Origin of the sequence: Yinghuangia aomiensis (assembly GCF_039542225.1) — a bacterium.
In the GTDB taxonomy this organism is placed as follows: Bacteria; Actinomycetota; Actinomycetes; order Streptomycetales; family Streptomycetaceae; genus Yinghuangia; species Yinghuangia aomiensis.
Genome location: NZ_BAABHS010000066.1, coordinates 1 through 20,894, shown reverse-complemented (window position 1 = coordinate 20,894; position 20,894 = coordinate 1). Strand labels below are relative to the sequence as shown.

The 20,894-nt window shown below is 71.6% G+C and carries 20 protein-coding genes and 1 pseudogene; 9 read left to right on the top strand and 12 right to left on the bottom strand.

The genetic code is table 11. From position 1 onward, the window contains the following. Positions 1–86 (bottom strand): annotated as a pseudogene (locus ABEA93_RS40925) (IS5/IS1182 family transposase); the annotation flags it as partial. Between the two features lie 96 nt (positions 87–182). On the opposite strand from ABEA93_RS40925, the gene ABEA93_RS40920 reads away from it, so the two are divergent. Then, complete coding sequence (locus ABEA93_RS40920; RefSeq protein ID WP_345681088.1) at positions 183–1,727, top strand: acyl-CoA synthetase; 1,545 nt, start codon at positions 183–185, stop codon at positions 1,725–1,727. 19 nt (positions 1,728–1,746) lie between these two features. Here the strand turns inward: ABEA93_RS40920 and ABEA93_RS40915 are convergent, their stop codons facing one another. From ABEA93_RS40915 to ABEA93_RS40900, 4 genes are all read right to left on the bottom strand, one after another. Further along, complete coding sequence (locus ABEA93_RS40915) at positions 1,747–2,214, bottom strand: YbaK/EbsC family protein (RefSeq protein WP_345681087.1); 468 nt, start codon at positions 2,212–2,214, stop codon at positions 1,747–1,749. A gap of 99 nt (positions 2,215–2,313) precedes the next feature. Continuing rightward, positions 2,314–2,604: a YiaA/YiaB family inner membrane protein gene (locus ABEA93_RS40910; protein WP_345681086.1), complete on the bottom strand. Its 291-nt coding sequence runs from the start codon at positions 2,602–2,604 to the stop codon at positions 2,314–2,316. 261 nt (positions 2,605–2,865) lie between these two features. Then, complete coding sequence (locus tag ABEA93_RS40905) at positions 2,866–3,774, bottom strand: SDR family NAD(P)-dependent oxidoreductase (protein WP_345681085.1); 909 nt, start codon at positions 3,772–3,774, stop codon at positions 2,866–2,868. Between the two features lie 140 nt (positions 3,775–3,914). Beyond that, positions 3,915–4,940, bottom strand: a complete 1,026-nt coding sequence (locus ABEA93_RS40900) for a helix-turn-helix transcriptional regulator (RefSeq protein ID WP_345681084.1) — start codon at positions 4,938–4,940, stop codon at positions 3,915–3,917. 135 nt (positions 4,941–5,075) lie between these two features. Between ABEA93_RS40900 and ABEA93_RS40895 the strand changes: the two genes are divergently transcribed. Beyond that, on the top strand, positions 5,076–6,536 hold the full coding sequence (locus ABEA93_RS40895; RefSeq protein WP_345681083.1) for an MFS transporter: 1,461 nt from the start codon (positions 5,076–5,078) through the stop codon (positions 6,534–6,536). A 76-nt stretch (positions 6,537–6,612) separates the two neighbouring features. On the opposite strand, the gene ABEA93_RS40890 is transcribed toward ABEA93_RS40895, so the two are convergent. The 4 genes from ABEA93_RS40890 to ABEA93_RS40875 are packed head-to-tail and all read right to left on the bottom strand — an operon-like array spanning position 6,613 to position 12,480. Beyond that, a complete protein-coding gene (locus ABEA93_RS40890) occupies positions 6,613–7,776 on the bottom strand; it encodes an acyl-CoA dehydrogenase family protein (RefSeq protein WP_345681091.1) in 1,164 nt (387 codons plus the stop codon). A gap of 2 nt (positions 7,777–7,778) precedes the next feature. Continuing rightward, positions 7,779–8,741, bottom strand: coding sequence for a hydroxymethylglutaryl-CoA lyase (locus ABEA93_RS40885; RefSeq protein ID WP_345681082.1), 963 nt, complete (start codon positions 8,739–8,741; stop codon positions 7,779–7,781). Continuing rightward, complete coding sequence (locus tag ABEA93_RS40880) at positions 8,738–10,774, bottom strand: acetyl/propionyl/methylcrotonyl-CoA carboxylase subunit alpha (protein ID WP_345681090.1); 2,037 nt, start codon at positions 10,772–10,774, stop codon at positions 8,738–8,740. The genes ABEA93_RS40885 and ABEA93_RS40880 overlap by 4 nt, the downstream gene beginning before the upstream one ends. A gap of 32 nt (positions 10,775–10,806) precedes the next feature. Continuing rightward, complete coding sequence (locus ABEA93_RS40875) at positions 10,807–12,480, bottom strand: carboxyl transferase domain-containing protein (RefSeq protein ID WP_345681081.1); 1,674 nt, start codon at positions 12,478–12,480, stop codon at positions 10,807–10,809. 123 nt (positions 12,481–12,603) lie between these two features. On the opposite strand from ABEA93_RS40875, the gene ABEA93_RS40870 reads away from it, so the two are divergent. Both ABEA93_RS40870 and ABEA93_RS40865 read left to right on the top strand, forming a co-directional pair. Further along, positions 12,604–13,263: a TetR/AcrR family transcriptional regulator gene (locus tag ABEA93_RS40870; protein ID WP_345681080.1), complete on the top strand. Its 660-nt coding sequence runs from the start codon at positions 12,604–12,606 to the stop codon at positions 13,261–13,263. Between the two features lie 121 nt (positions 13,264–13,384). Beyond that, a complete protein-coding gene (locus tag ABEA93_RS40865; protein ID WP_345681079.1) occupies positions 13,385–14,152 on the top strand; it encodes an enoyl-CoA hydratase family protein in 768 nt (255 codons plus the stop codon). Here ABEA93_RS40865 and ABEA93_RS40860 read toward each other — a convergent pair. Together ABEA93_RS40860 and ABEA93_RS40855 are read right to left on the bottom strand one after the other, a co-directional pair. Next, positions 14,149–14,526 (bottom strand): helix-turn-helix domain-containing protein, encoded by a 378-nt coding sequence (locus ABEA93_RS40860; protein ID WP_345681078.1) that lies wholly within the window; start codon positions 14,524–14,526, stop codon positions 14,149–14,151. The two genes, ABEA93_RS40865 and ABEA93_RS40860, sit on opposite strands and share 4 nt — an antisense overlap. A gap of 113 nt (positions 14,527–14,639) precedes the next feature. Continuing rightward, complete coding sequence (locus tag ABEA93_RS40855) at positions 14,640–15,056, bottom strand: ASCH domain-containing protein (RefSeq protein WP_345681077.1); 417 nt, start codon at positions 15,054–15,056, stop codon at positions 14,640–14,642. Between the two features lie 125 nt (positions 15,057–15,181). Between ABEA93_RS40855 and ABEA93_RS40850 the strand changes: the two genes are divergently transcribed. The 3 genes from ABEA93_RS40850 to ABEA93_RS40840 all read left to right on the top strand — a co-directional run bounded on the left by ABEA93_RS40850 (position 15,182) and on the right by ABEA93_RS40840 (position 18,757). Next, positions 15,182–15,919, top strand: a complete 738-nt coding sequence (locus tag ABEA93_RS40850; protein WP_345681076.1) for an SIR2 family NAD-dependent protein deacylase — start codon at positions 15,182–15,184, stop codon at positions 15,917–15,919. 32 nt (positions 15,920–15,951) lie between these two features. Further along, positions 15,952–16,584, top strand: coding sequence for a nucleoside/nucleotide kinase family protein (locus ABEA93_RS40845; RefSeq protein WP_345681075.1), 633 nt, complete (start codon positions 15,952–15,954; stop codon positions 16,582–16,584). A 328-nt stretch (positions 16,585–16,912) separates the two neighbouring features. Further along, positions 16,913–18,757 (top strand): MFS transporter, encoded by a 1,845-nt coding sequence (locus tag ABEA93_RS40840; protein WP_345681074.1) that lies wholly within the window; start codon positions 16,913–16,915, stop codon positions 18,755–18,757. A 155-nt stretch (positions 18,758–18,912) separates the two neighbouring features. On the opposite strand, the gene ABEA93_RS40835 is transcribed toward ABEA93_RS40840, so the two are convergent. Beyond that, positions 18,913–19,119 (bottom strand): cold-shock protein, encoded by a 207-nt coding sequence (locus ABEA93_RS40835; protein ID WP_345681073.1) that lies wholly within the window; start codon positions 19,117–19,119, stop codon positions 18,913–18,915. 330 nt (positions 19,120–19,449) lie between these two features. Here ABEA93_RS40835 and ABEA93_RS40830 point away from each other — a divergent pair, with 330 nt between their 5' ends. Then, a complete protein-coding gene (locus tag ABEA93_RS40830; protein WP_345681072.1) occupies positions 19,450–20,142 on the top strand; it encodes a histidine phosphatase family protein in 693 nt (230 codons plus the stop codon). Between the two features lie 85 nt (positions 20,143–20,227). Beyond that, positions 20,228–20,894 (top strand): TerD family protein (locus ABEA93_RS40825; RefSeq protein ID WP_425585268.1); only part of this gene is annotated, 667 nt, incomplete at its 3' end.

The window sequence follows — 20,894 nt, the reverse complement described above, 5'->3', positions numbered from 1 at the left end:
CCACCGCCCTGCGGGCGGACCGGAGCGGGAGGAACCACCCGCTCGAACAGCTCGTACAACTCGTCCGGCACCAAACGCTCAACCATCGACACCAGCCCAGGCTACCGAGCCAAATGAGATGACGTCTAAGTCCCCGGTAAGCGCGTGTCGACAAGTGCGATCCTGCGACGGCGAGGAGTCCGATGTATCCCGGAACGTACGCCCGCACCACGCCCGACAAGCCCGCCGTCGTGATGGCCGGCTCCGGCCGTACCGTCACGTATCGCGAACTCGACGAGAACTCCGTGCGGTTGGCGCGACTGCTGGCCGACGCCGGGCTGCGCCGCGGGGACGGGCTGGCGTTGCTCAGCGACAACAACCCACGGTGTTTCGAGGTGTATTGGGCGGCGCTGCGGTCGGGGCTGTACGTCACCGCGGTCAATCACCACCTGTCGGCCGGCGAGATCGCGTACATCGTGAACGACTGCGGCGCGCGGGCGCTCGTGGCCGCCGCGTCGCTGCGGGGGTTGGCGGAGGCGATCGTGGCGGAGACGCCGGGGGTGGAGGTGCGGCTCGCGTTCGACCAGTCCGCGGATGGTCCGGTGGCGGGGCATGCGGACTATGCGGATGCGTTGAAAGGCGTGTCGGCGGAGCCATTGGCCGAGCAGCCGTGTGGGGCCGACATGTTGTATTCGTCGGGAACGACCGGGATGCCCAAAGGAATTCGCGGCGCGCTGCCGGAGCGGCAGATCGACGACCCGGGGGAAACGCTGGTCAGTGTGTTCGGGGCGCTGTACGGGTTCGACGAATCGACGGTGTATCTGTCACCGGCGCCCGTCTACCACGCGGCGCCGCTGCGGTTCGCGGCCGGGATCGTGCACCGCACCGGCGGGACCGTCGTGATGATGGAACGCTTCGACGCGGAGCGGGCGTTGGCGGCGATCGAGGAGCACCGGGTCACGCATTCGCAGTGGGTGCCGACGATGTTCGTGCGGGCGTTGAAGCTGCCGGCGGAGGTGCGGGAGCGGTACGACCTGTCGTCGCTGAAGGTGGCGATCCATGCGGCCGCGCCGTGTCCGGTCGAGGTGAAGCGCGCGATGATCGACTGGTGGGGGCCGATCCTGCAGGAGTACTACGCGGCGACCGAGGCCAACGGGGTCACGCTCATCGACGCGGCGCAGTGGCTGGCGAAGCCGGGGTCGGTGGGACGGGCGGGGCTCGGCGTCATCCGGATCTGCGGGGACGAGGGTGAGGAACTACCCACGGGTGAGACGGGGACGGTGTACTTCGAGCGGGAGGAAGCACAGTTTGAATACCACGGTGATCCGGAGAAGACGCGGGCCGCGCGGCACCCGCGGCATCCGACGTGGACGACGACCGGCGATGTGGGGTACGTCGACGACGAGGGGTTCTTGTTCCTGACCGACCGCAAGGCGTTCATGATCATCTCGGGTGGGGTGAACATCTATCCCCAGGAGATCGAGAACGTGCTTGCGCTGCACCCGAAGGTGCACGACGTCGCGGTCATCGGGGTGCCGGACGAGGAGATGGGCGAGCAGGTCAAGGCCGTCGTCCAGCCGGCCGCGGGTGCCGTGCCCGGGGGCGAACTGGAGCGCGAGCTGGTCGAGTTCGTCCGCAGCCGCATCGCGCACTACAAGGCGCCGCGCAGTGTGGACTTCGTCGACGAACTGCCGCGTACGCCGACCGGGAAGCTGGTGAAGCGGATCCTCAAGGCGCGGTACGTCTAGGCGTTGGAGGCCCGCGTGATCAGTCCCCGACCTCGGCCACGGCGCCGCCTGTCACTCGGACGAGTTCGTCGAGGGTCGTCGGGTAGACCGTGTGGGCGAGTCCGGCGGCCGCCCAGACCTCGTCGTACTTGCCGAGCCAGGCGTCCACGACGGTGCGGATCGGGGCGGGGTGGCCGGTCGGGGCGACGCCGCCGACCCGTTGGCCGGTGGCCTCGAAGACGAACTCCGGGTCGGCGCGGCGGACTTTCGCCGCGCCGATCAGGCGTGCCACGCGTTTGGTGTCGACCTTGTGCGCGCCGCTGGTCAGGACCAGGAGCGGCGCGCCGTCGGCGTTGAAGACGAGGCTGTTCGCGATCGCGCCGACCTCGCAGCCGAGGGCTTCCGCGGCGGCCGCGGCGGTCGGGACGTCCTGCGGGAGTTCGCGGACCGCACCGGTGATCCCGTGGCGGGCCAGGTCCGCGGCGACACGTTCGAGCGGAGTGGTCATGAGCGGCAGCCTAGCGCGGGTCGGCGGCACGCCACGCGCTGTCGCGCCGACGTGCCGCGCCGCTCGAAGGTGCCGCCATCGCGCCGCGCGCGCCACGGGTCACACCGACTCGGGCCGGAAGAGGTCGTGATCGGAAAGGAGCTTCTCCAACCGGGCCTGGTCGACACGGTTGACCATCGTCTCGGTCTCCTGCCGGTCGCGGATGACCTTGGCGAGGGTGAACGAGGACGTCACGAGGTACAGGCCGCCGAGCGCGACGAAGCCGCGGATCCAGGCCGATACCGGGAGGTAGGCGATGCCGATCCCCATCGCCGCCATGGCGACGACGAAGGAGATCCACGCCTGCATGTAGAACATCGCGGAGTTCTTCGGCTGCAAGGGCGTTGTCATGAATGCATGGTGGCGGGGGCGGGGCGGGGAGGGCTTGAGTAGAGGTACTCAAGTTGTGGGGAGTAGGGGGTGGTTGTCCACAGGGGGCGAGAAAGCGATTCGACGGAGGTGGGGGCAGCGGGCGAAGGTGGGGGTGTCGGAGTGATCCGGCGGTGGCGGGGGTGGGGGAGGGCGCCCGCAGACTCTCAGCCCGAATTGGTGGGAGGAGGGAGGGCCCGATGAGGGCGAGCGGGCACTCACCGGGCCGCCAACCTCACGCCCCTACTGCTCCCAAGCCCCATCCAACCCCTCCCCCAACCCCAACCCCCGCGCCGCCAACCGCACCTCCGCCGTGGCGTCCCGCGGGAACTCCACCGCCCCCATGTCCATCAGCTCGTCGACCCGCTCCGCGTACGCCTCCGGCGTCGCGCCCACCGCGTCCCCGGCAACCCCCAGCACGACCCGGGCCGCGCGCCCGCCGCCCACGCTGAAGACCTCCCCGCTCACCGGCACGCCCGCCGACGCCAGCCACACCACGAACGGCGCCACCTTGTCCGCGGTGAAGTGCTTCTCCAGGAAGCCGCGGAACGCCTCGTCCGGAATGTTCGCCGTCATCCGCGTGTACGCGCACGGCATGATCGCGTTGACCTTGATCCCGACCGACCGGCCGTCCATCGCCAGCGACTTGGTCAGCCCCAGCACCCCGCCCTTGGCGGTGATGTAGTGCGTCGTCCCGGTGATCCCGAACAGGGAGTTCGACGTCGTGTTGACGATCCGCCCACCGCGCTCCCGCAGATGCGGCCACGCGGCACGTGTCACCTTCACCGTCGCCAGCAAATGAATGTCGATCATCCGGTCGAACATCTCCACCGGGATCTGGTCGAACATGCCCCCGTGCGAGATCCCCGCGTTGTTGACCAGCACGTCCAGCCCACCGAACGTGTCCACCGCGGTCCCCACCACGGCGTCGGCTTCCTCCGCGACGCTGTGCGTGTCGGCGACCGCCTCGCCCCCCGCGGCCACGATCGCCGCGACCACCTCGTCCGCCGGGCTCGCCCCCGCGGCATCGCGCACGTCGTTGACGACGACCTTCGCGCCGCGTGCCGCCAGCAGCAGCGCGTGTTCGCGGCCGAGGCCGCGCCCCGCGCCGGTGACCAGGGCGACCTGCCCGTCGAAGCGGATCTCAGACACGGTTGACCTCCGTAAGCGTGGCGCGGCCCGGGTACCGCACGCCCACCTAGAGACAACCTGTTTTCGCTACGGGAATCAAGAGTCCCCCGCGAGACCCGGCCCACGCCGGCGAAACCCGCCGACCACGGACGGCCACGCCCCTACGCCGACGCCAGAACCTCTCCCCGCAGATACTCCCGGGCCACCGCCTCCGGCACCTGCTCGATCGTCCGCGGCGTCACCGTCGGCAGCCCCGCCAGCTTCTCCCGCGTCTCCTCGTCCCGAGGCGTGTACACGGTGACCCGCACCCCCCGCTGATCCCCCATCACCATGTTCACGGTCTGCAGGTTCAACGTCCCCAACTCGTGGTGGTACAGGCATTTGATCGCGTTGTCGAAGCCCAGCACGTCCTGCCGGTCCCACATTTCGCGGAACTCCGGGGACGCGGACCGCAGCCGGTCGAGCAACTGCGCCCACCCCGGATCGCCCGCATCCGCCGCACTCGCCCCGCGCATCTTGGCGACGAGCGACCGGGCCGCGAGCTCCCAGTTCGCGGTCAACGCACGCCACCCCGGGTCGGTGAACACCAGCCAGATGATGTTGCGCGAGCAGGCCGGCAACGCCGGGTAGTCCCCCATCAACCCCACGTGCGCCCGGTTGCTCGCCAGGATTTCCCACCGCGGTCCGATCACCGCCGCCGGGAACGGCGACAGCTGGTCGAGGACGGCCTGGACCCCCTCCCCGACCTGCGGCACCGACACCACCAGCTCGGGATCGGGCAGTTCGGCGAGCCGGAAGGCGTGCGCGCGTTCCACGTCGTCGAGCCCCAGCACCCGCACCACCGACAGCAGCACCTGCGCCGACACGTTGATCGACCGGCCCTGCTCCAGCCACGTGTACCAAGTCACGCCGATGCCCGCGAGCAGCGCCACTTCCTCCCGGCGCAGACCGGGCGTGCGCCGCCGCGGCCCCGGCGGCAATCCGACCATCTCCGGCGTCGTCCGTTCCCGCCGCGACCGGATGAAGTCGCCCAGGTCCCGCCGACGCCCGGCGGCCTGCTCACGGGTCGGCCGGACGCGTCGGGCCGGCGATGCGGGAGGACTCGCGCCGCCGCTCCAGTCGGCGGGCGAGCCGCTCCAGTCGGCGGTCAACGGCGCGGGTTCTCCCCGGGTGAATTCCTGCGGCATGGTGAAAGGCCTCCGGAGCGGTGACGGGGGTACCCGACCATCCTCACCCCTCCCCGCCGAGGTATCCAGGTTCGGCCACTACCAGTATCGCCAGGCTCTCGGTACCAGTTGCCGAGCGCGGCCAAGCTCGACTCCATGGCGAACTCGACCACTGTCCTCCCCGCCGCACCGCCCCCGGTCGCGGCCGGAAACGGCGCCCCCTCGACCTGGTGGCGCGCCCTCCCCATCCTTCTCCTCGGTGCATTCCTCCCCATCCTCGACGCGTTCATCGTCAACGTCGCGCTCGCCGACATCGGCAAGGACCTGCACGCGAGCGAAGCCCAGCTCGAGCTGACGGTGTCCGGTTATGGCGTCGCTTACGCCTGTACGCTCGTCGCGGGCGGCCGCCTCGGCGACCGGTTCGGCCGCCGCCGCCTGTTCCTCACCGGCCTGGTCGGCTTCACCGTGACGTCCGCCGCCTGCGGGCTCGCCCCGAACGTCACCTCGCTCGTCGTGTTCCGCATCCTCCAAGGCCTCACCGCCGCACTCATGTCCCCGCAGGTCCTGGCCGCCATCCAGGCCGGGTTCGACGGCGCGGACCGGCAGCGCGCGGTCGGCATCTTCGGCCTGGTCGCCGGCTCTGCCGGGGCGATCGGCCAGATCGCCGGCGGCCTGCTCCTCCAAGCCGACCTCTTCGGCACCGGCTGGCGGCCGTTGTTCCTGGTCAACGTGCCGATCGGGATCACCGCGTTCCTCCTCGCGCTCCGCCTCGTGCCGGAGACCAAGGCACCCGTCGCGGCCCGGATCGACATCCGCGGCGCGATGGCGCTGGCCGCCACCATCGCCCTCCTCCTGATCCCGCTCACCCTCGGCCGCGCCGAGGACTGGCCGGTCTGGACCTGGGTCGCGCTCGCGCTCGTCCTGCCCACCGCGGCCGCGTTCGCGCTCGCCCAAGGCCGGATGGAACGTGCGGGCGGCACACCTCTGCTCCCGCCGTCGCTGCTGCGGCTCCCGGCGGCCCGCCTGGCGCTCGGCGCCATGCTGATCTTCGCCACCGCCATCGGCGGCTTCATGTTCAGCCTCGCGATGGTGCTCCAGGTCGGCCACGGCTTCACACCGATCCGATCCGGCCTCGCCATGACCGCGACGGCGATCGGCTTCTTCGCGGTCGCGGTGTACGCCCAGCCCCTCGTGGCCCGTTTCGGCGCCGCCGTGCTGGTCGTCGGCGCCCTGCTGTTCGGTGGCGGCCTGGCCGCGTTCGCCACGGTCGCGGCGAACGCCGAAGGGTCGCTGACGCTCCCGGAGACGCTCGCGCCGCTGTTCGTCGTCGGCGTCGGCTGGGGCCTGGTCCTGGTGCCCCTGCTCGGCCTGGCGCTCTCCGCGCTCCCCGTCGACCGGGCCGGGCTCGCGGGCGGCGTCCTCACCACCGCCATGCAGATCGGCCTGGCCACCGGTGCCGCGGCCGTCGGCTCCACCCTGTTCGCGGTCATCGGCGACCACCCCGACGACGGCGACTGGCGCACCGGCACGCTCACGGTCGTCGCCGTCCTGTGCGGCCTGTCCGTGGTCACGGCGGTGATCTGCGCCAGGCTGCGGCGGGTCATCGCCGCCCGGTGAACACCCGAGTGCCCCGGCCGAGCACCACTCGGCCGGGGCACTCCCGTCAGTACTCCCAGCAGCCCGCCCCGCAGCCTCAGCCGCCGACACCCAGCCCGCGGGCGATGAGCATCCGCTGGACCTCCGACGTGCCCTCGCCGATCTCCAGGATCTTGCTGTCCCGCCAGAACCGCGCCACCGGGTACTCGTTCATGAACCCGTAGCCGCCGTGGATCTGGGTGGCCTCGCGCGCGTTGTCGACGGCCGCTTCCGAGGTGTACAGCTTCGCCAGCGCCGCCTCGTGCTTGAACGGCTCCCCGTGCACGAGCTTCGACGCGGCATGCCGCCACGCCAACCGCGCCGTGTGCGCCCGGAGTTCCATGTCGGCGAGCTTGAAGGCGATGGCCTGGTTCGCACCGATGGGCTTGCCGAACGCCTTGCGCTCGCCCGCATACCGCACCGACTCGTCGACGCAGCCTTGCGCGAGACCGGTCGCCAACGCCGCGATGGCGATCCGTCCTTCGTCGAGGATGTTGAGGAACTGGGCGTATCCACGGCCGAGTTCACCAAGCAGATTGGCCTGGGGAACCCGGCAGTCGTCGAACGCAAGCTCGTGCGTGTCCGACGCGTTCCATCCGACCTTCGAATAGCCGGGCGCGACCGTGAACCCGGGCGTCCCCGACGGCACGATGATCGTCGAGATCTGCCGCCGCCCGTCCGCGTCCGTGCCGGTCACCGCGGTGACGGTCACGAATCCGGTGATGTCGGTGCCGGAGTTGGTGATGAAGCACTTGCTGCCGTTGATCACCCACTCGCCGGCGGCTTCGTCGAGGCGCGCGGTGGTGCGGGTCGCGCCCGCGTCGGATCCGCCGTCGGGCTCGGTGAGGCCGAACGCGCCGAGGATCTCGCCGCCGCACAGCCGCGGCAGCCACGTCCGCTTCTGCTCCTCCGTGCCGAACTTGTGGATCGGCATGGCGCCGAGCGAGACGCCGGCTTCCAGGGTGATCGCGACGGACGAGTCGACGCGGGCGAGTTCCTCCAGCGCGATGCCGAGGGCGAGGTAGTCGCCGCCCATGCCGCCGTACTCCTCGGGGAACGGCAGGCCGAACAGCCCCATCTTCCCCATCTCGCGGATGATCGGGTACGGGAACGCGTGCCGTTCGTAGTAGTCCCCGATCACGGGCGCGACGACGTCGTTCGCGAATTCGCGGACGGTCTCGCGCAACAGGTCGTGTTCTTCGCCGAGCCGGTGGTCGAGCATGGTCACTGCTTCTCCCCTGCGGAGGCCCCCGCGAGTGCGCGGACGGTACGGGACGGGCTGGGTCGGCCCAATCGATCGGCCATCCACGTGCTTGTGGCGACGAGGCGGCCGAGGTCGACGCCGGTGTCGATGCCGAGACCGGTCAGCATCCACACCAGGTCTTCGGTGGCGAGGTTTCCGGTGGCGCTCTTCGCGTACGGGCAGCCGCCGAGGCCGCCCGCGGACGCGTCCACCGTCGTCACGCCGAGCCGGAGCGCGGCGAGCGTGTTGGCCAGCGCTTGGCCGTAGGTGTCGTGGAAGTGCACGGCGAGCTTGTCGACGCCGACCCCGGCACGCTCGAACGCACCGATCAACGCGCCGACTTGGCCGGGCGTCGCGACACCGATCGTGTCGCCGAGGCTCAGCTGCCAACAGCCCGTCTCCAGCAGCCGCACACCGACATCGACGACTTTGGCGGGGTCGACGGGGCCTTCCCAAGGGTCGCCGAAGCACATCGACAGGTAGCCCCGCGTCCACGCACCGTCTTCGGACGCATGCCGCACGACGGGCTCGAACATCTCCAGTGCCGCGTCCAGCGACCGGTTCAGGTTGCGCTGCGCGAAGGTCTCGGTGGCGCTCGCGAACACCGCGACCTGCTGCGCACCGAGCCCGAGCGCCCGGTCGAGCCCGCGCATGTTCGGCACCAGCACCGGCAGGTTCAGCGCGGGCGAGACCGCCGGATCGTCCCGGACCGCGGCGAACACCTCTTCGGCGTCCGCGAGTTGGGGAACCCACGCGGGCGGGACGAAGCTGGTGACCTCGATGGTCGTCAGCCCGGCGTCCGCCAGGCGCCGCACGAACTCGGCCTTGTCCGCGGCCGCGACGATCCCCGACTCGTTCTGCAGCCCGTCGCGCGGGCCGACTTCGTGGATCGTCACCTTCGCGGGAAGCCCCGGCTCGGAGACGACCATGGGCAGGCCGTTCATCCGGCCACCTCCTCGTCAGGTGCGCTCGCGGAGTCGCCCTCCACCGGGTGGACGACCGCGAGGACTTCGTCGAGCGCGACGCGGGCGCCCGCGTCGACCCGGAGTTCGGCGACCGTGCCGTCGAACGGTGCGGCCACGGCGTGTTCCATCTTCATCGCCTCGACGACCACGACCGCCTGCCCGGCGGTCACCCGGTCGCCGACGGCCGCCTTGAGCACCGTGACGGTGCCGGGCATCGGCGAGACGAGGGTGCCGTCGCCGCCCGCACCGGTCGCGCCCGGCCCGGCCTCGACCGGGTCGAACGGCACCGCCCGCCACGTGTCGGCGCCGCGCGACACCCACAGGCTGCCGTCGTCGGCGCGCGCGTGGCGGTAGGTCTCGGTCAGGCCGCCGAACGTGAGCCGCGCGGTGTCGGGGCCGTCGAACGCCACGTGCGCGGGCTCGGCGGGCTGCCCGGCGACGGCGACCGCGGTGTGCCGGCCGCGCCCGTACACGCGTACCTCGACGGGTTCGCCGCCGTCGACGCGGAACTCGTGGACGGTGGGCGCGGGAGTGCCGATGCGCCAGCCGGTCGGCACGGAGAACGGGTCGACCCAGCCGTCGGCGTCCGCCGCCGGCTCCAGCCCGGCCTGGCCGACGAGCGCCGCGAGCGCGACCGCGCCGGGCGGCAGGCCGGTGCCGCTGATGCGGTCCTGGACGGCTTCCACGAGCCCGGTGTCCAGGCGCCCGGCGACCACGTCGTCGTCGGCGAGGAGGCGGTACAGGAAGCCGATGTTGGTGCGGACGCCCAGCACGGTGGTGCGGGTGAGGGCCTGGCGCAGCGCGTGCAGCGCGGTCTCGCGGTCCCGGGCGCACGCGACGATCTTGGCGAGCATCGGGTCGTAGCCGGTGCCGACCTCGTAGCCTTGCACCAGGCCGGAGTCGACGCGGACTTCGGTGTCGCCGTCGCCGCGAGGCAGTTCCGGTTCGTGCAGGACGAGGACGCGCCCGCTGCTGGGCAGGAAGCCGCGCGCCGGGTCTTCCGCGTAGACGCGGACTTCGACGGCGTGCCGGTCGTAGGAGACTTCGTTCTGGTCCCAGTCCAGCGGCAGTCCGGCGGCGACGTCGAGCTGCAGTTTCACCAGGTCGACGCCGACGGCCAGTTCGGTGACGGGGTGCTCGACCTGGAGCCGGGTGTTCATCTCCATGAAGAAGAAATCGTCGGGGTTGCCGCCGGGGACGATGAACTCGACGGTGCCCGCGCCGACATACCCGCAGGAGCGGGCGGCTTCGACGGCCGCGGTGCCCATCGCCTCGCGCTGCGTCGGGGTGAGCAGCACGGACGGGGCTTCCTCGACGATCTTCTGGTGGCGGCGCTGCAGGCTGCATTCGCGTTCGCCGAAGTGCACGACGTGGCCGTGCGCGTCGGCGACGACCTGGACTTCGATGTGCCGGGGCCGGTCGATCCAGCGTTCGATCAGCAGCGTGTCGTCGCCGAACGCGCCCGCGGCTTCGCGGCGGGCCGCGGCGATCTCGTCGGCGAGGCGCGCTTCGTCGCGGACCAGGTGCATGCCTTTGCCGCCGCCGCCCGCGGACGGCTTGATCAGCACCGGCAGGCCGACTTTGCGGGCTTCGTCGGCGAGTTGCTCGTCGCTCAGGCCGGATCCGCGGCTGCCGGGGACGACCGGGACGCCGAACGCGGCGACGGTCTCCTTGGCCCGGATCTTGTCGCCCATGAGGTCGATCGCCTCGGCGGGCGGGCCGATGAAGGTCAGCCCTGCCTCGGTCACGGCGCGCGCGAACTTGGCGTTCTCGGCGAGGAATCCGTAGCCGGGGTGGACGGCCTGGGCGTCCGCGCGGACCGCGGCGTCCACGACTGCGTCGATGTCGAGGTAGTCGCCGACGCGCACCGCGATGTCGGCGTCGCGGACGTGCCGGGCGCGTTCGTCGGGATCGGTGTAGACGACGGCCGCGCGGATGCCGTTCGCGTGCAGCGTGCGGATGACGCGGCAGGCGATCTCGCCGCGGTTGGCGATGAGGACCGTGGTGAACATGCTGCGGGGGGTGGGGTTCTCGGGCATCGCGCTCACATCCGGAAGAGGCCGAAGCCCGGGTCGGCCAGCGGCGCGTTCGCGCACGCGGACAGGGCGAGTCCGACCACGGTGCGGGTGTCGAGCGGGTCGATGATCCCGTCGTCCCAGAGCCGGGCGGTCGCGTAGTAGGCGCTGCCTTGCCGTTCGTATTGGTCGAGGATCGGCTGCCGGAACGCGGCTTCCTCGTCCGCGGGCCACTCCCCGCCGCGCGCTTCGATCTGGTCGCGTTTGACGGTCGCGAGCACGGTCGCGGCCTGTTCGCCGCCCATCACCGAGATCTTCGCGCCGGGCCACATCCACAGGAAGCGCGGCGAATACGCGCGCCCGCACATCGAGTAGTTGCCCGCGCCGTGCGAACCGCCGATCACCACGGTCAGTTTCGGCACCCGGGTCGTCGCGACGGCGGTGACCATCTTGGCGCCGTGCTTGGCGATGCCGCCGTTCTCGTAGGCCTTGCCGACCATGAAGCCGGTGATGTTCTGCAAGAACAGCAGGGGGATGGCGCGTTGGTCGCACAGTTCGATGAAGTGCGCGCCTTTGAGCGCCGATTCGGAGAACAGGATGCCGTTGTTGGCGACGATGCCGACCGGGTGGCCGTGGATCCGGGCGAAGCCGGTGACCAGGGTCGTGCCGTACTCGGCTTTGAACTCGGCGAAGCGGGAGCCGTCGACGATGCGGGCGATGACCTCGCGCACGTCGTAGGGCGTGCGGTTGTCCGCGGGGACGACGCCGTAGAGCCCGGCCGGGTCGACGGCGGGCTCCTCGACCGGCGCCACGTCCCATGGGCGCGCCGCGCGCGGCCCGAGCCCGGCGACGATGTCGCGGACGGTGCGCAGCGCGTGCGCGTCGTCCTCGGCGAGGTGGTCGACGACACCGGAGACGCGGGCGTGCACGTCGCCGCCGCCGAGTTCCTCCGCGGTGACGATCTCCCCGGTCGCGGCTTTCACCAGCGGGGGGCCGCCGAGGAAGATCGTGCCCTGGTCGCGGACGATGACGGTCTGGTCGCTCATCGCCGGGACGTACGCCCCGCCCGCCGTGCAGGATCCGAGGACCGCGCTGATCTGCGGGATACCGGCGGCCGACATGCGGGCCTGGTGGTAGAAGATCCGGCCGAAGTGGTCGCGGTCGGGGAACACGTCGTCCTGCATGGGCAGGAACGCGCCGCCGGAGTCGACGAGGTAGACGCACGGCAGGCGGTTCTCGTACGCGATCTCCTGCGCGCGCAGGTGCTTCTTCACGGTGAGCGGGTAGTACGTGCCGCCCTTGACCGTGGCGTCGTTGGCGACCACGAGCGCTTCGCGGCCGGCGATCCGGCCGATGCCGGCGACCACGCCCGCGGCGGGGGCGGCGCCGTCGTACATGCCGTAGGCGGCCAAGGGGGCGATCTCCAGGAACGGCGAGCCCCGGTCGAGCAGCGTGTCCACCCGGTCGCGGGGCAGCAGCTTGCCGCGCGCGGTGTGCCGGTCGCGGGCGGCCTGGCCGCCGCCTTCGGCCGCCTGCGCGAGCCGCTCGCGCAGTTCGTCGGCCTCGGCGCGGTGCGCCTTCTCGTTGCTCCGATAGGCGTCCCCGTGCACGTCCGCGCGCGTGGCCAGGCGCGGTCCGATCGTGGGGCGCTGCCCGCCCGGGTCCGCCGCCCGGATGCCGGGGTTCGTGGGGGTCACCCGCATGCCGCCTGCCTCCGCGTGTCGACCGCCCCGGTACCGCCCGAGCGGCGTACGTTAGCGATCGTTAACAAGACTTGATGCCCCCGACGTTAGCGATCGTTAACGTCGCTGTCTAGCATGGTGGGCATGTCGGTCGACCAGGTGCGCGAACCCGCCCCCACGAGCCCGCGCCGCGCCCAGATCCTGCGCGAGGCGGCGCAGTTGTTCGCCGCGCGCGGCTTCCACGGGGTGAGCGTCGACGAGATCGGCGCGGCGTCCGGGATCACCGGGCCGGGGCTCTACCGGCATTTCCGCGGCAAGGACGCGATGCTCGCCGAACTCCTGGTCGGCATCAGCGAGCAGCTCCTGGCGGGCGGGCGGAAGCGGGTCGACGAGGCGGAGTCCGCGGCCGCGCGGCTGGACGCGCTGGTGTGCGGGCACATCGACTTCGCGCTCAACGAGCGGGCACTGATCGTGCTGCACGACCGCGACCTGGCGAGCCTGTCCGACGCGGACCAGCGGCGAGTAAGGCGGCTGCAGCGGGCATACGTCGAGATATGGGTGGACGTGGTCCGGGAGGCTTATCCCGGCTTCGACGACGGCGCGGCCGCTTCGGCCGCGGCGCCGGAGACGTCCCGCGACGGCGAAGCCCGCGCCCGCGCGGCCGTCCACGCCGTCTTCGGTCTGCTCAACTCCACCCCGCACAGCGCCGCGGTCCGCGGCCCGCGGCCCCCGTCGCCGGAGGCGATGGGGGAACTCCTGCGGACGCTCGCCCTGGGAGCGTTCGCGGCGGCCGGCGCGGTCTAGGGGCGGGCGATGGTGCCCGCGTCGCGCCCGCGTCGCGCCCGCGTCGCGCGCTCCGGCGCGGATCGCGCCCCTCCCTTGTCGCGCGGCACCGACCCAGTCCCCACCCACTCACGGAGTCCGCATGCCTCTCGTCACCCTTTCGCACGACGCGGCCGTCGCCACCATCACGCTCGACTCCCCGAAGAACCGCAACGCGCTGTCCGCGGCACTCATGGACGAACTCGACACGGTGCTGTCCGCGGTCGCGGTCGACACGTCCGTGCGCGCGGTCGTGCTGACCCACACCGGCCCCACCTTCTGCGCGGGAGCCGACCTGCGCGAGGCCGCCGACGGCGGCATGGAGCGGGGCACCGGACGTCTTCTCGGCCTGCTCCAGCGCATCGTCGACCTGCCGGTCCCGGTCCTCGCCCACCTGCGCGGCAACGCCCGCGCGGGCGGCCTCGGCCTGGTCGGCGCCTGCGACCTCGCCGTCGCCCCCGCCGCGACCACGTTCGCGTTCTCCGAGGTCCGCCTCGGCCTGGCACCCGCGATCATCTCGCTCACCACGCTGCCGCGCCTGGAGCCGCGCGCCGCGTCGCGCTACTTCCTCACCGGCGAGGAATTCGACGGCCTCGAGGCCCAGCGCATCGGCCTCCTCACCCTCTGCGGCGAGGGCATCGAAGGCACCGACGCCGCCGCCGAGCACCTCCTGGCCGGCCTCCGCCTCGCCTCCCGCCAAGGCCTCACCGAAACCAAGCGCCTCCTGAACACCGCCCTCACCGCCCGCGTGGCCGACGAGGGCCCGGGCGTGGTCCGCCTCTCCACCGAACTCTTCGGCTCCGAAGAAGCCGCCGAAGGCATGCGCGCCTTCGCCGAACACCGCCCCCCGCGCTGGGCGGCGGATGCCTAGGCGGCCTGCGGGGTCAGGGTGAACTCGAAGGTGTCCGCGCCTTCGCCGGTGTGAATATCGACGCGTGCCTCCGCGCCAAGCGCCTTGGCGATCTTGTGGATGACCGCCAAGGTGGGCAGCGCGGAGGCGCTCTCCTCGATCCGCGAGATGCTCTGCTGCTTCATTCCGGCCGCATCGGCAAGCTGCCGCCGGCTCCAGCCTTTCGCCGTGCGCAGTTGGTACACGGCTTCGCCGAAGCGCGCCGCGGCGCGGGCGTCGTCGTAGGCCGCCTGCATCTCCGGAGTCCGGGCAGCCTGACGCTCCAGGCGTGTAGGCAGCATGGCCCGGGCTCGACGCCCGGATGCGCCGGGCACGGATCGAGTCGCGTCGTCCACCGCTGTCGTCACCTCATTCACAGTCGCCGCCCGCCCCTGTCGGGGGACACCGCGGGCCGGGCATCCCGATACTCCCAAGACGCGTGAAAACCGAACAACCAGGGCGGCAGGCGTCAGAGGACCTCGACCAAGCGGAAGCGTTCGGTTACCACGAGGGTGTCGTCGGTGACGGTGAAGGCGGGGTCGTCCATGGCCTCGCGCATGGCGTCGCTGTGCCAGAAGGACTCGTGGTCGGTGCGCCATTCGGCGACCGAGGCGAAGCCTTCGCCCTCGTCGCGGGCGTGGGGCCAGTCGACGTCGGCCAGGCGGAGGGTGCGGACCTCGGCGACCTCGACGACGGCGACCGGGCGGTTGTGGGAGTCGACGACGGTGTAGCGGTCGCCGGTGCAGGGCAGCGGCTCGCCTTCGTGGGCGTAGTCCTCGACGAGGCCGGTCGTGGCGGTCTTGGTGCCGTCGAGGACCGCGGCGACCAGCCGGTCGCGCAGGGGTCCGGGGAAACCGAGTGCGAGGAGACGCGGGGGCGTGGTCATGGGCGACGATTGTGCCCGGGCGAGGCGGTCGGGGGTACCGCGGTGAGAGAAACAACGCAGCCCGCACCGCGCACCGGGCCCGGAAAGGGGTCGAAACCTCCCGCGAAGGCCGCTACCGTCCGGGCATGCGCACGACCTACCGGAGAGTCCTCGCGGTGACCGGGGCCGGCATCTCGACCGATTCGGGGGTGCCGGACTTCCGTGGTCCCCAAGGGATTTGGACGACGAACCCGACGGCGGTCCGGAGCGTCACCCGGAAGGATTTCCTGGCGGACCGTCAGGTCCGGTGCGATTTCTGGCAGATGTGCCGCGGCGCGTACGAACGCGCGCTCCCCGCACCGAACTCCGCCCACCACGCTCTCGTCGACCTGGAGCAGTCGGGCCGCCTCATCGGCATCGTCACGCAGAACGTCGACCGCCTGCACCAGGACGCCGGCAGCAGCCCGGCCCTCGTCCACGAAGTCCACGGCACGATGGCCACCACCAGCTGCCTGCGCTGCGGCCTCCGCGTGGCCACCGCCGAGGTCGTCGCGCGCGTGCGGGACGGCGAGGCCGAGCCGCTCTGCCTGTTCTGCGGCGGCACGCTCAAGCCGGACACGGTGTTCTTCGGCGACCACCTCGACCGCGACGTGTTCGGCCGCGCGGTGGCGTTGGCCGCGATGTGCGACCTGGTACTGGCGGTCGGCTCGTCGCTGTGTGTGGAACCCGCGGCCGGCCTGTGTAGGACCGCCGTGGAGACCGGCGCGGATCTCGTCGTGGTCAACGCCGAGGAGACCCCGTACGACGACTTCGCGACGGAGATCGTCCGCGAGCCGATCGGCACCGCCCTCCCCCGGCTGGTCGCCGAACTCGTCGCCGCCTGACCCCGGCGTCCGCGATCGGGCAGGATGATCCGGTGCAGGTACGTCCCACCACGCCCGACGCCCTCGCCGAGTCCCTGGCCGGGCAGCTCGCCGACCGGGTGCCCGAAGGCCGGTGGCTGCGCGCCGCGATCGACGGCGCCGCCGCCGCCGACCCGGGCGCGCTCGCGGACGCGCTCGTCGCGCCGATCAAGGCCGCCGGACACGCCGTGCAGCGCGTTTCCGCGACGGACTTCCTGCGCCCCGCCTCGATCCGCTTCGAGCACGGCCGCCACGACGCCGACGCCTTCTACTGGACGTGGCTCGACGAAGGCGGCCTCACCCGCGAAGTCCTCGACCCCCTCGGCCCGGACGGCACCGGCCGCGTCCTGCCGAGCCTGTGGGACGCGGCACGCGACCGCGCCACCCGCGCCGGCTACGTCGACCTCCCGCCCGGCGGCGTCCTCGTCCTCGACGGCCCGGTGCTGCTCGGCCGCGGCCTCCCGCTCGACTTCACCGTGCACCTGAGCCTCTCCGACGGCGCACTCCGGCGCCGCACTCCGGAAGACGAGCGCTGGACGCTGCCCGCGTATCGCCGCTACGCCGAGGAATGCCTGCCCGAGGACAGCGCCGACGTGGTGGTCCGCTGGGACGACCCGCGCCGCCCGGCGGTCGTCGCCGCGAACTGACGGCAACCGGCGACCTGGACGACCGTACGGTCACGATCCGAGCGAACGTTCCCGCGGACTCTGGTACGCGCTACCCGCGAGTACTACGCTCGCTGAGCCCCACCCCCCGCGTGAACTTGTGAACTCTCCGCGGGAACAGCGTGCTGCTCCCCACGCACGCTCTGTGCCCGGCCGTACACGCAGCACCGGCCCGACACGCAGCACCGGCACGGCTCCGCCGCACGACGGCTCGACCGCACACCCGCAGGCACCCCTGCGCAGCACCGCTCCGCACGGCAATTGTTCGGCAGTCCGTCCCCGCTCCGATCCGGCGCCACGAGGAGGCCGCATGCCCGAGTCCACGTCGCCGAGTGGCGACAGCGCCAGAGAACCCCACGAAGCCGACCCGGCCGCCACACCGGAATCCGGTACCGAAGCCGCCCCCGCGGCATCGCCGGAATCCGGCGGCGAAGCCGCCGGCACCGCCGTCGCCGCACCCCCCGCGCCGACGATCGAACCCCGTCCCGCGGCCCCGGCGGCCACGCCGCTCGCCCGGCTCTGGGACCGGCAGCTGAATCACTACCCGGAGACCGCCCCCCGGGTGTTCTACCTGTTCATCTCGACGATGGCCGGCATCGTCCTCTACTACGAGCTGTACGTGCAGTACTCCGTGTCGACCTCGCTGATCAAGCAGTTCGGCATGACGTACATGTTCACCACGATGATCTCCGTGGTCGGCAACCTCGTCGGCGCGTTCGCGTCGCTCATCGCGGGCCTCGCCGACCGGTGGGGCCGCGCGAACCTCGTCGTGTACGGCCTTCTCGTGGTCGGCCTGCTGATCGTGTTCGCGGTCCCCAACGCGAACAGCAAATCCGAGCTGATGGTCTACATGGCGATCGTCAGCTTCGTCGAAGGCATGGTGCTCGTCGCCTCGCCTGCCCTGATCCGCGACTTCTCCCCGCAAGTCGGGCGCGCCGCCGCAATGGGCTTCTGGACGCTCGGCCCGGTCCTCGGCTCGCTCGTCGCCACCATGGTCACCAGCCACACGCTGGACGGCCACGGCTGGGAGGACCAGTTCCGGTTCGCCGGCTACGCGGGCCTCGCGGTGTTCGTCATCGCCTTCTTCGGCCTGCGCGAACTGTCCCCCGTGCTGCGCGACCAGCTCATGGTCTCGCTGCGCGACCGCGCGCTGATCGAAGCCAAGGCACGCGGCCTGGACACCGAGGACTTGCTCAAGGGCCAGTGGCGGCAGATGCTGCGCCTGGACATCGTGGCCCCGTCGCTCGGCATCGCCCTGCACTTGATGTTCTACTACTCGGCCGTCGGCAACCTGGTCGTCTACTACGCGACGGTGTTCAACTACGACGAGCAGCGCACCAACGCGCTGGCGAACTGGTACTGGATCGCCAACGCCGCCTCACTGGTGTTCGTCGGCATCGTTTCCGACCTCGCCAAGGTGCGAAAACCGTTCATGGTGGTCGGCGGCGTCGGCACGGTCGTCCTGACCCTGGTCTTCGCCTTCCGCACCGACGAAGTCGGCACGTCCTACCACCACTTCGCGTGGCTGCTGGTCGGCATCGGCATCTTCAGCGGCTTCACGTTCGCGCCGTGGATGGCCGCGTTCACCGAGACGATCGAGAAGCACAACCCGGCGGCGACCGCGACCGGTCTGGCCGTGTGGGGCTGGGTGCTGCGCGTGGTCGTGTCGGTGTCGGCGATCTTCACGCCGATCATCGTGACCGCGGTGACGCCGCTGGTGAACCACGGCGAGGAAGTACAGGCCGCGGCGGCCAAGGCGGGGCCGGTCGCGGAGGTCGTCGCCGAGCACCAGGAGCTGTTCGCGGAACTGTCGAAGTACGACGACCCCGCGAAGCTGCCGCCCGAGCTGCTGGGCCGGGCGGTGAAGGAAGTCGGCCTCGACAACCTGACGAAGGCGCAGGCCGCCAAGAACGAGCTGCTGGTGCTCGACAAGTACGGGCGGGACGTGCAGGCCGCGCAGAAACGCGCGCCCGACGAGTGGATGCGGTGGTGGTGGTTCACCATCGTCTGCCAGGCGCTGTTCCTGCCCACCGTGTTCCTGATGGCCGGGCGCTGGAATCCGAAGAAGGCCGCGGAGGACGCCGCCGAGCACGAGCGGCGGGTCGCGGCCGAGCTGGCCGAGCTGGAAGCCACGGAAGCGGCCAAGGCCGGATAACCGAACAGCTGGACAGCCGGACAACCGGAACGGCAGGGGCCCGGCACGCACGCCGGGCCCCTGCCGCACACAGCCGCACCACAACGGCCGAAGGGCCCGTTCCGGGCGACGCGAGGTCGCGGAACGGGCCCTTCGGATGCGTAGGGTGGCTTGGCTCAGCCGATGCGCTGGATGTTCTCCGCCTGCAGGCCCTTCTGGCCCTGGACGATGTCGAACTCGACCTTCTCGCCCTCGACCAGCTCACGGAAGCCCGTGGAGTTGATGGCCGAGAAGTGCGCGAAGACGTCGTCGCCGCCGCCGTCCTGGGCGATGAAGCCGAAGCCCTTTTCCGAGTTGAACCACTTCACGATGCCGGTAGCCATATTCCGCTCCTTCAGGGAGAGAACCACGAATCCGCACCTCGCGGACCCGGTGTCGCCGTGATGATCACCCTGAATTCGGGAAACGACAGGATCGTCGGCACCGAATACATCCACCGAAACCAAAAAATGCACCTGTCTGTTACAACTCGACAGGTGCACACAGATTTCGCTGGGAACCACAACTGCAACGACTCCGACATTAGCACACCCGCCCGCCGAACCGCGAAATGCCGGAATCGCCGCAGGTCGGAGGGTCGGGGCGCGGGGCGCCCCGGAGCGGGGCGGCCGGAGAGGCGGCACCGGCGGGACCCGCGTGTCTAGAGTGCCGGAATGGATCACAGCCGGCCGCCGCGGCCCGCGGCGGCGCCCATCGACGCGGGTGCGCGGCCCAAACGTATCGTTCTGCTCCGGCACGGCGAGTCGGTGGGGAACATCGACCCGGAGATCTACGAGCGGGTCCCCGACCACGCGCTGGACCTCACCGAGCGCGGCCGCGCCCAGTGCGCGGACGCCGGCAAGCGGCTGCGCGAGCTGTTCGGGCCGGAGCACGTGACCGCGTTCGTGTCGCCGTACCGGCGCACCCGGGAGACGTTCCGGCTGCTCGGCCTCGACCCCGCGCACACCCGGGTCAAGGAGGAGCCGCGGCTGCGCGAGCAGGACTGGGGCAACATCCAGGACCTCACCGACATGACCCGGCAGAAGGCCGCGCGGGACGCGTACGGGCACTTCTACTACCGGTTCGCGCACGGCGAATCCGGCGCCGACGTGTACGACCGGGTCAGCGGCTTCCTGGAGACGATGCACCGCGACTTCGTCCGGCACGCCGTCCGGTACGGCCCCGACCGCAACATCCTGCTGGTCACCCACGGCCTCACCATGCGGCTGTTCTGCATGCGCTGGTTCCACTGGAGCGTCGAGGAGTTCGAGTGCCTCTCGAACCCGGGGAACGCGGAGACCCGGATCCTGCTGCGCGGCCCGGACGGCCGCTACTCCCTCGACCGGCCGTTCGACCGCTGGAAATAGCCGCGCCCCGGCGCCGCGCCTCCGTGGTGCGCGGACCCGCCGCCGGTCCGCCCGGCAGCGCCCCGGACGCGGCATGATGGCGTGCATGACCACGATGTCCAAAGGCGCGAACATTCCCGTCACCGCCGGCTCGCTGCGTGCGGTCGTCTCCTGGCGCACCGGGGGCGCGCCGGACGTCGACGTGTCCGCGCTCCTCCTCGACGACGCGGGCAAGGTGCGCGGCGAAGACGACTTCGTCTTCTACAACCAGCCCGCGCACCCGTCCGGCGCGGTCGCGCACACCGGCAAGCAGCAGGGCGGCGACGGCACGGCGAGCGACTCGATCCGGGTGGACCTGACCCGGGTCCCGGCGGAGGTCGTGCGGATCGTCGTCGGCGCGTCGGCGGACGGCGGGACGTTCGGCCAGGTGCCCGGCCTGGTGCTCAAGCTGCTCGACGAGGCCGGGCGCGAGCACGCGGTGTTCGACATCACCGACGCCACCACGGAGACGGCGTACCTGTTCGGCGAGCTCTACCGGCGGCAGGGCTCCTGGAAGTTCCGGGCGGTCGGGCAGGGGTACGCGTCCGGGCTCGCGGGCCTGGCGACCGACTTCGGGATCAACGTGGAGGAGGAGCCGCCCGCCGCGGCGACTCCGTACACCCCGCCGACGCTGCCGCCGTCCGCGGTGCAGACCGCGCCGAACCCGGCGGTGCGCGCGGTGCCGAGCGGCCCCGCACCCGCCGCGCCGCCGCGGGCGACGACGGCCCCGGCCG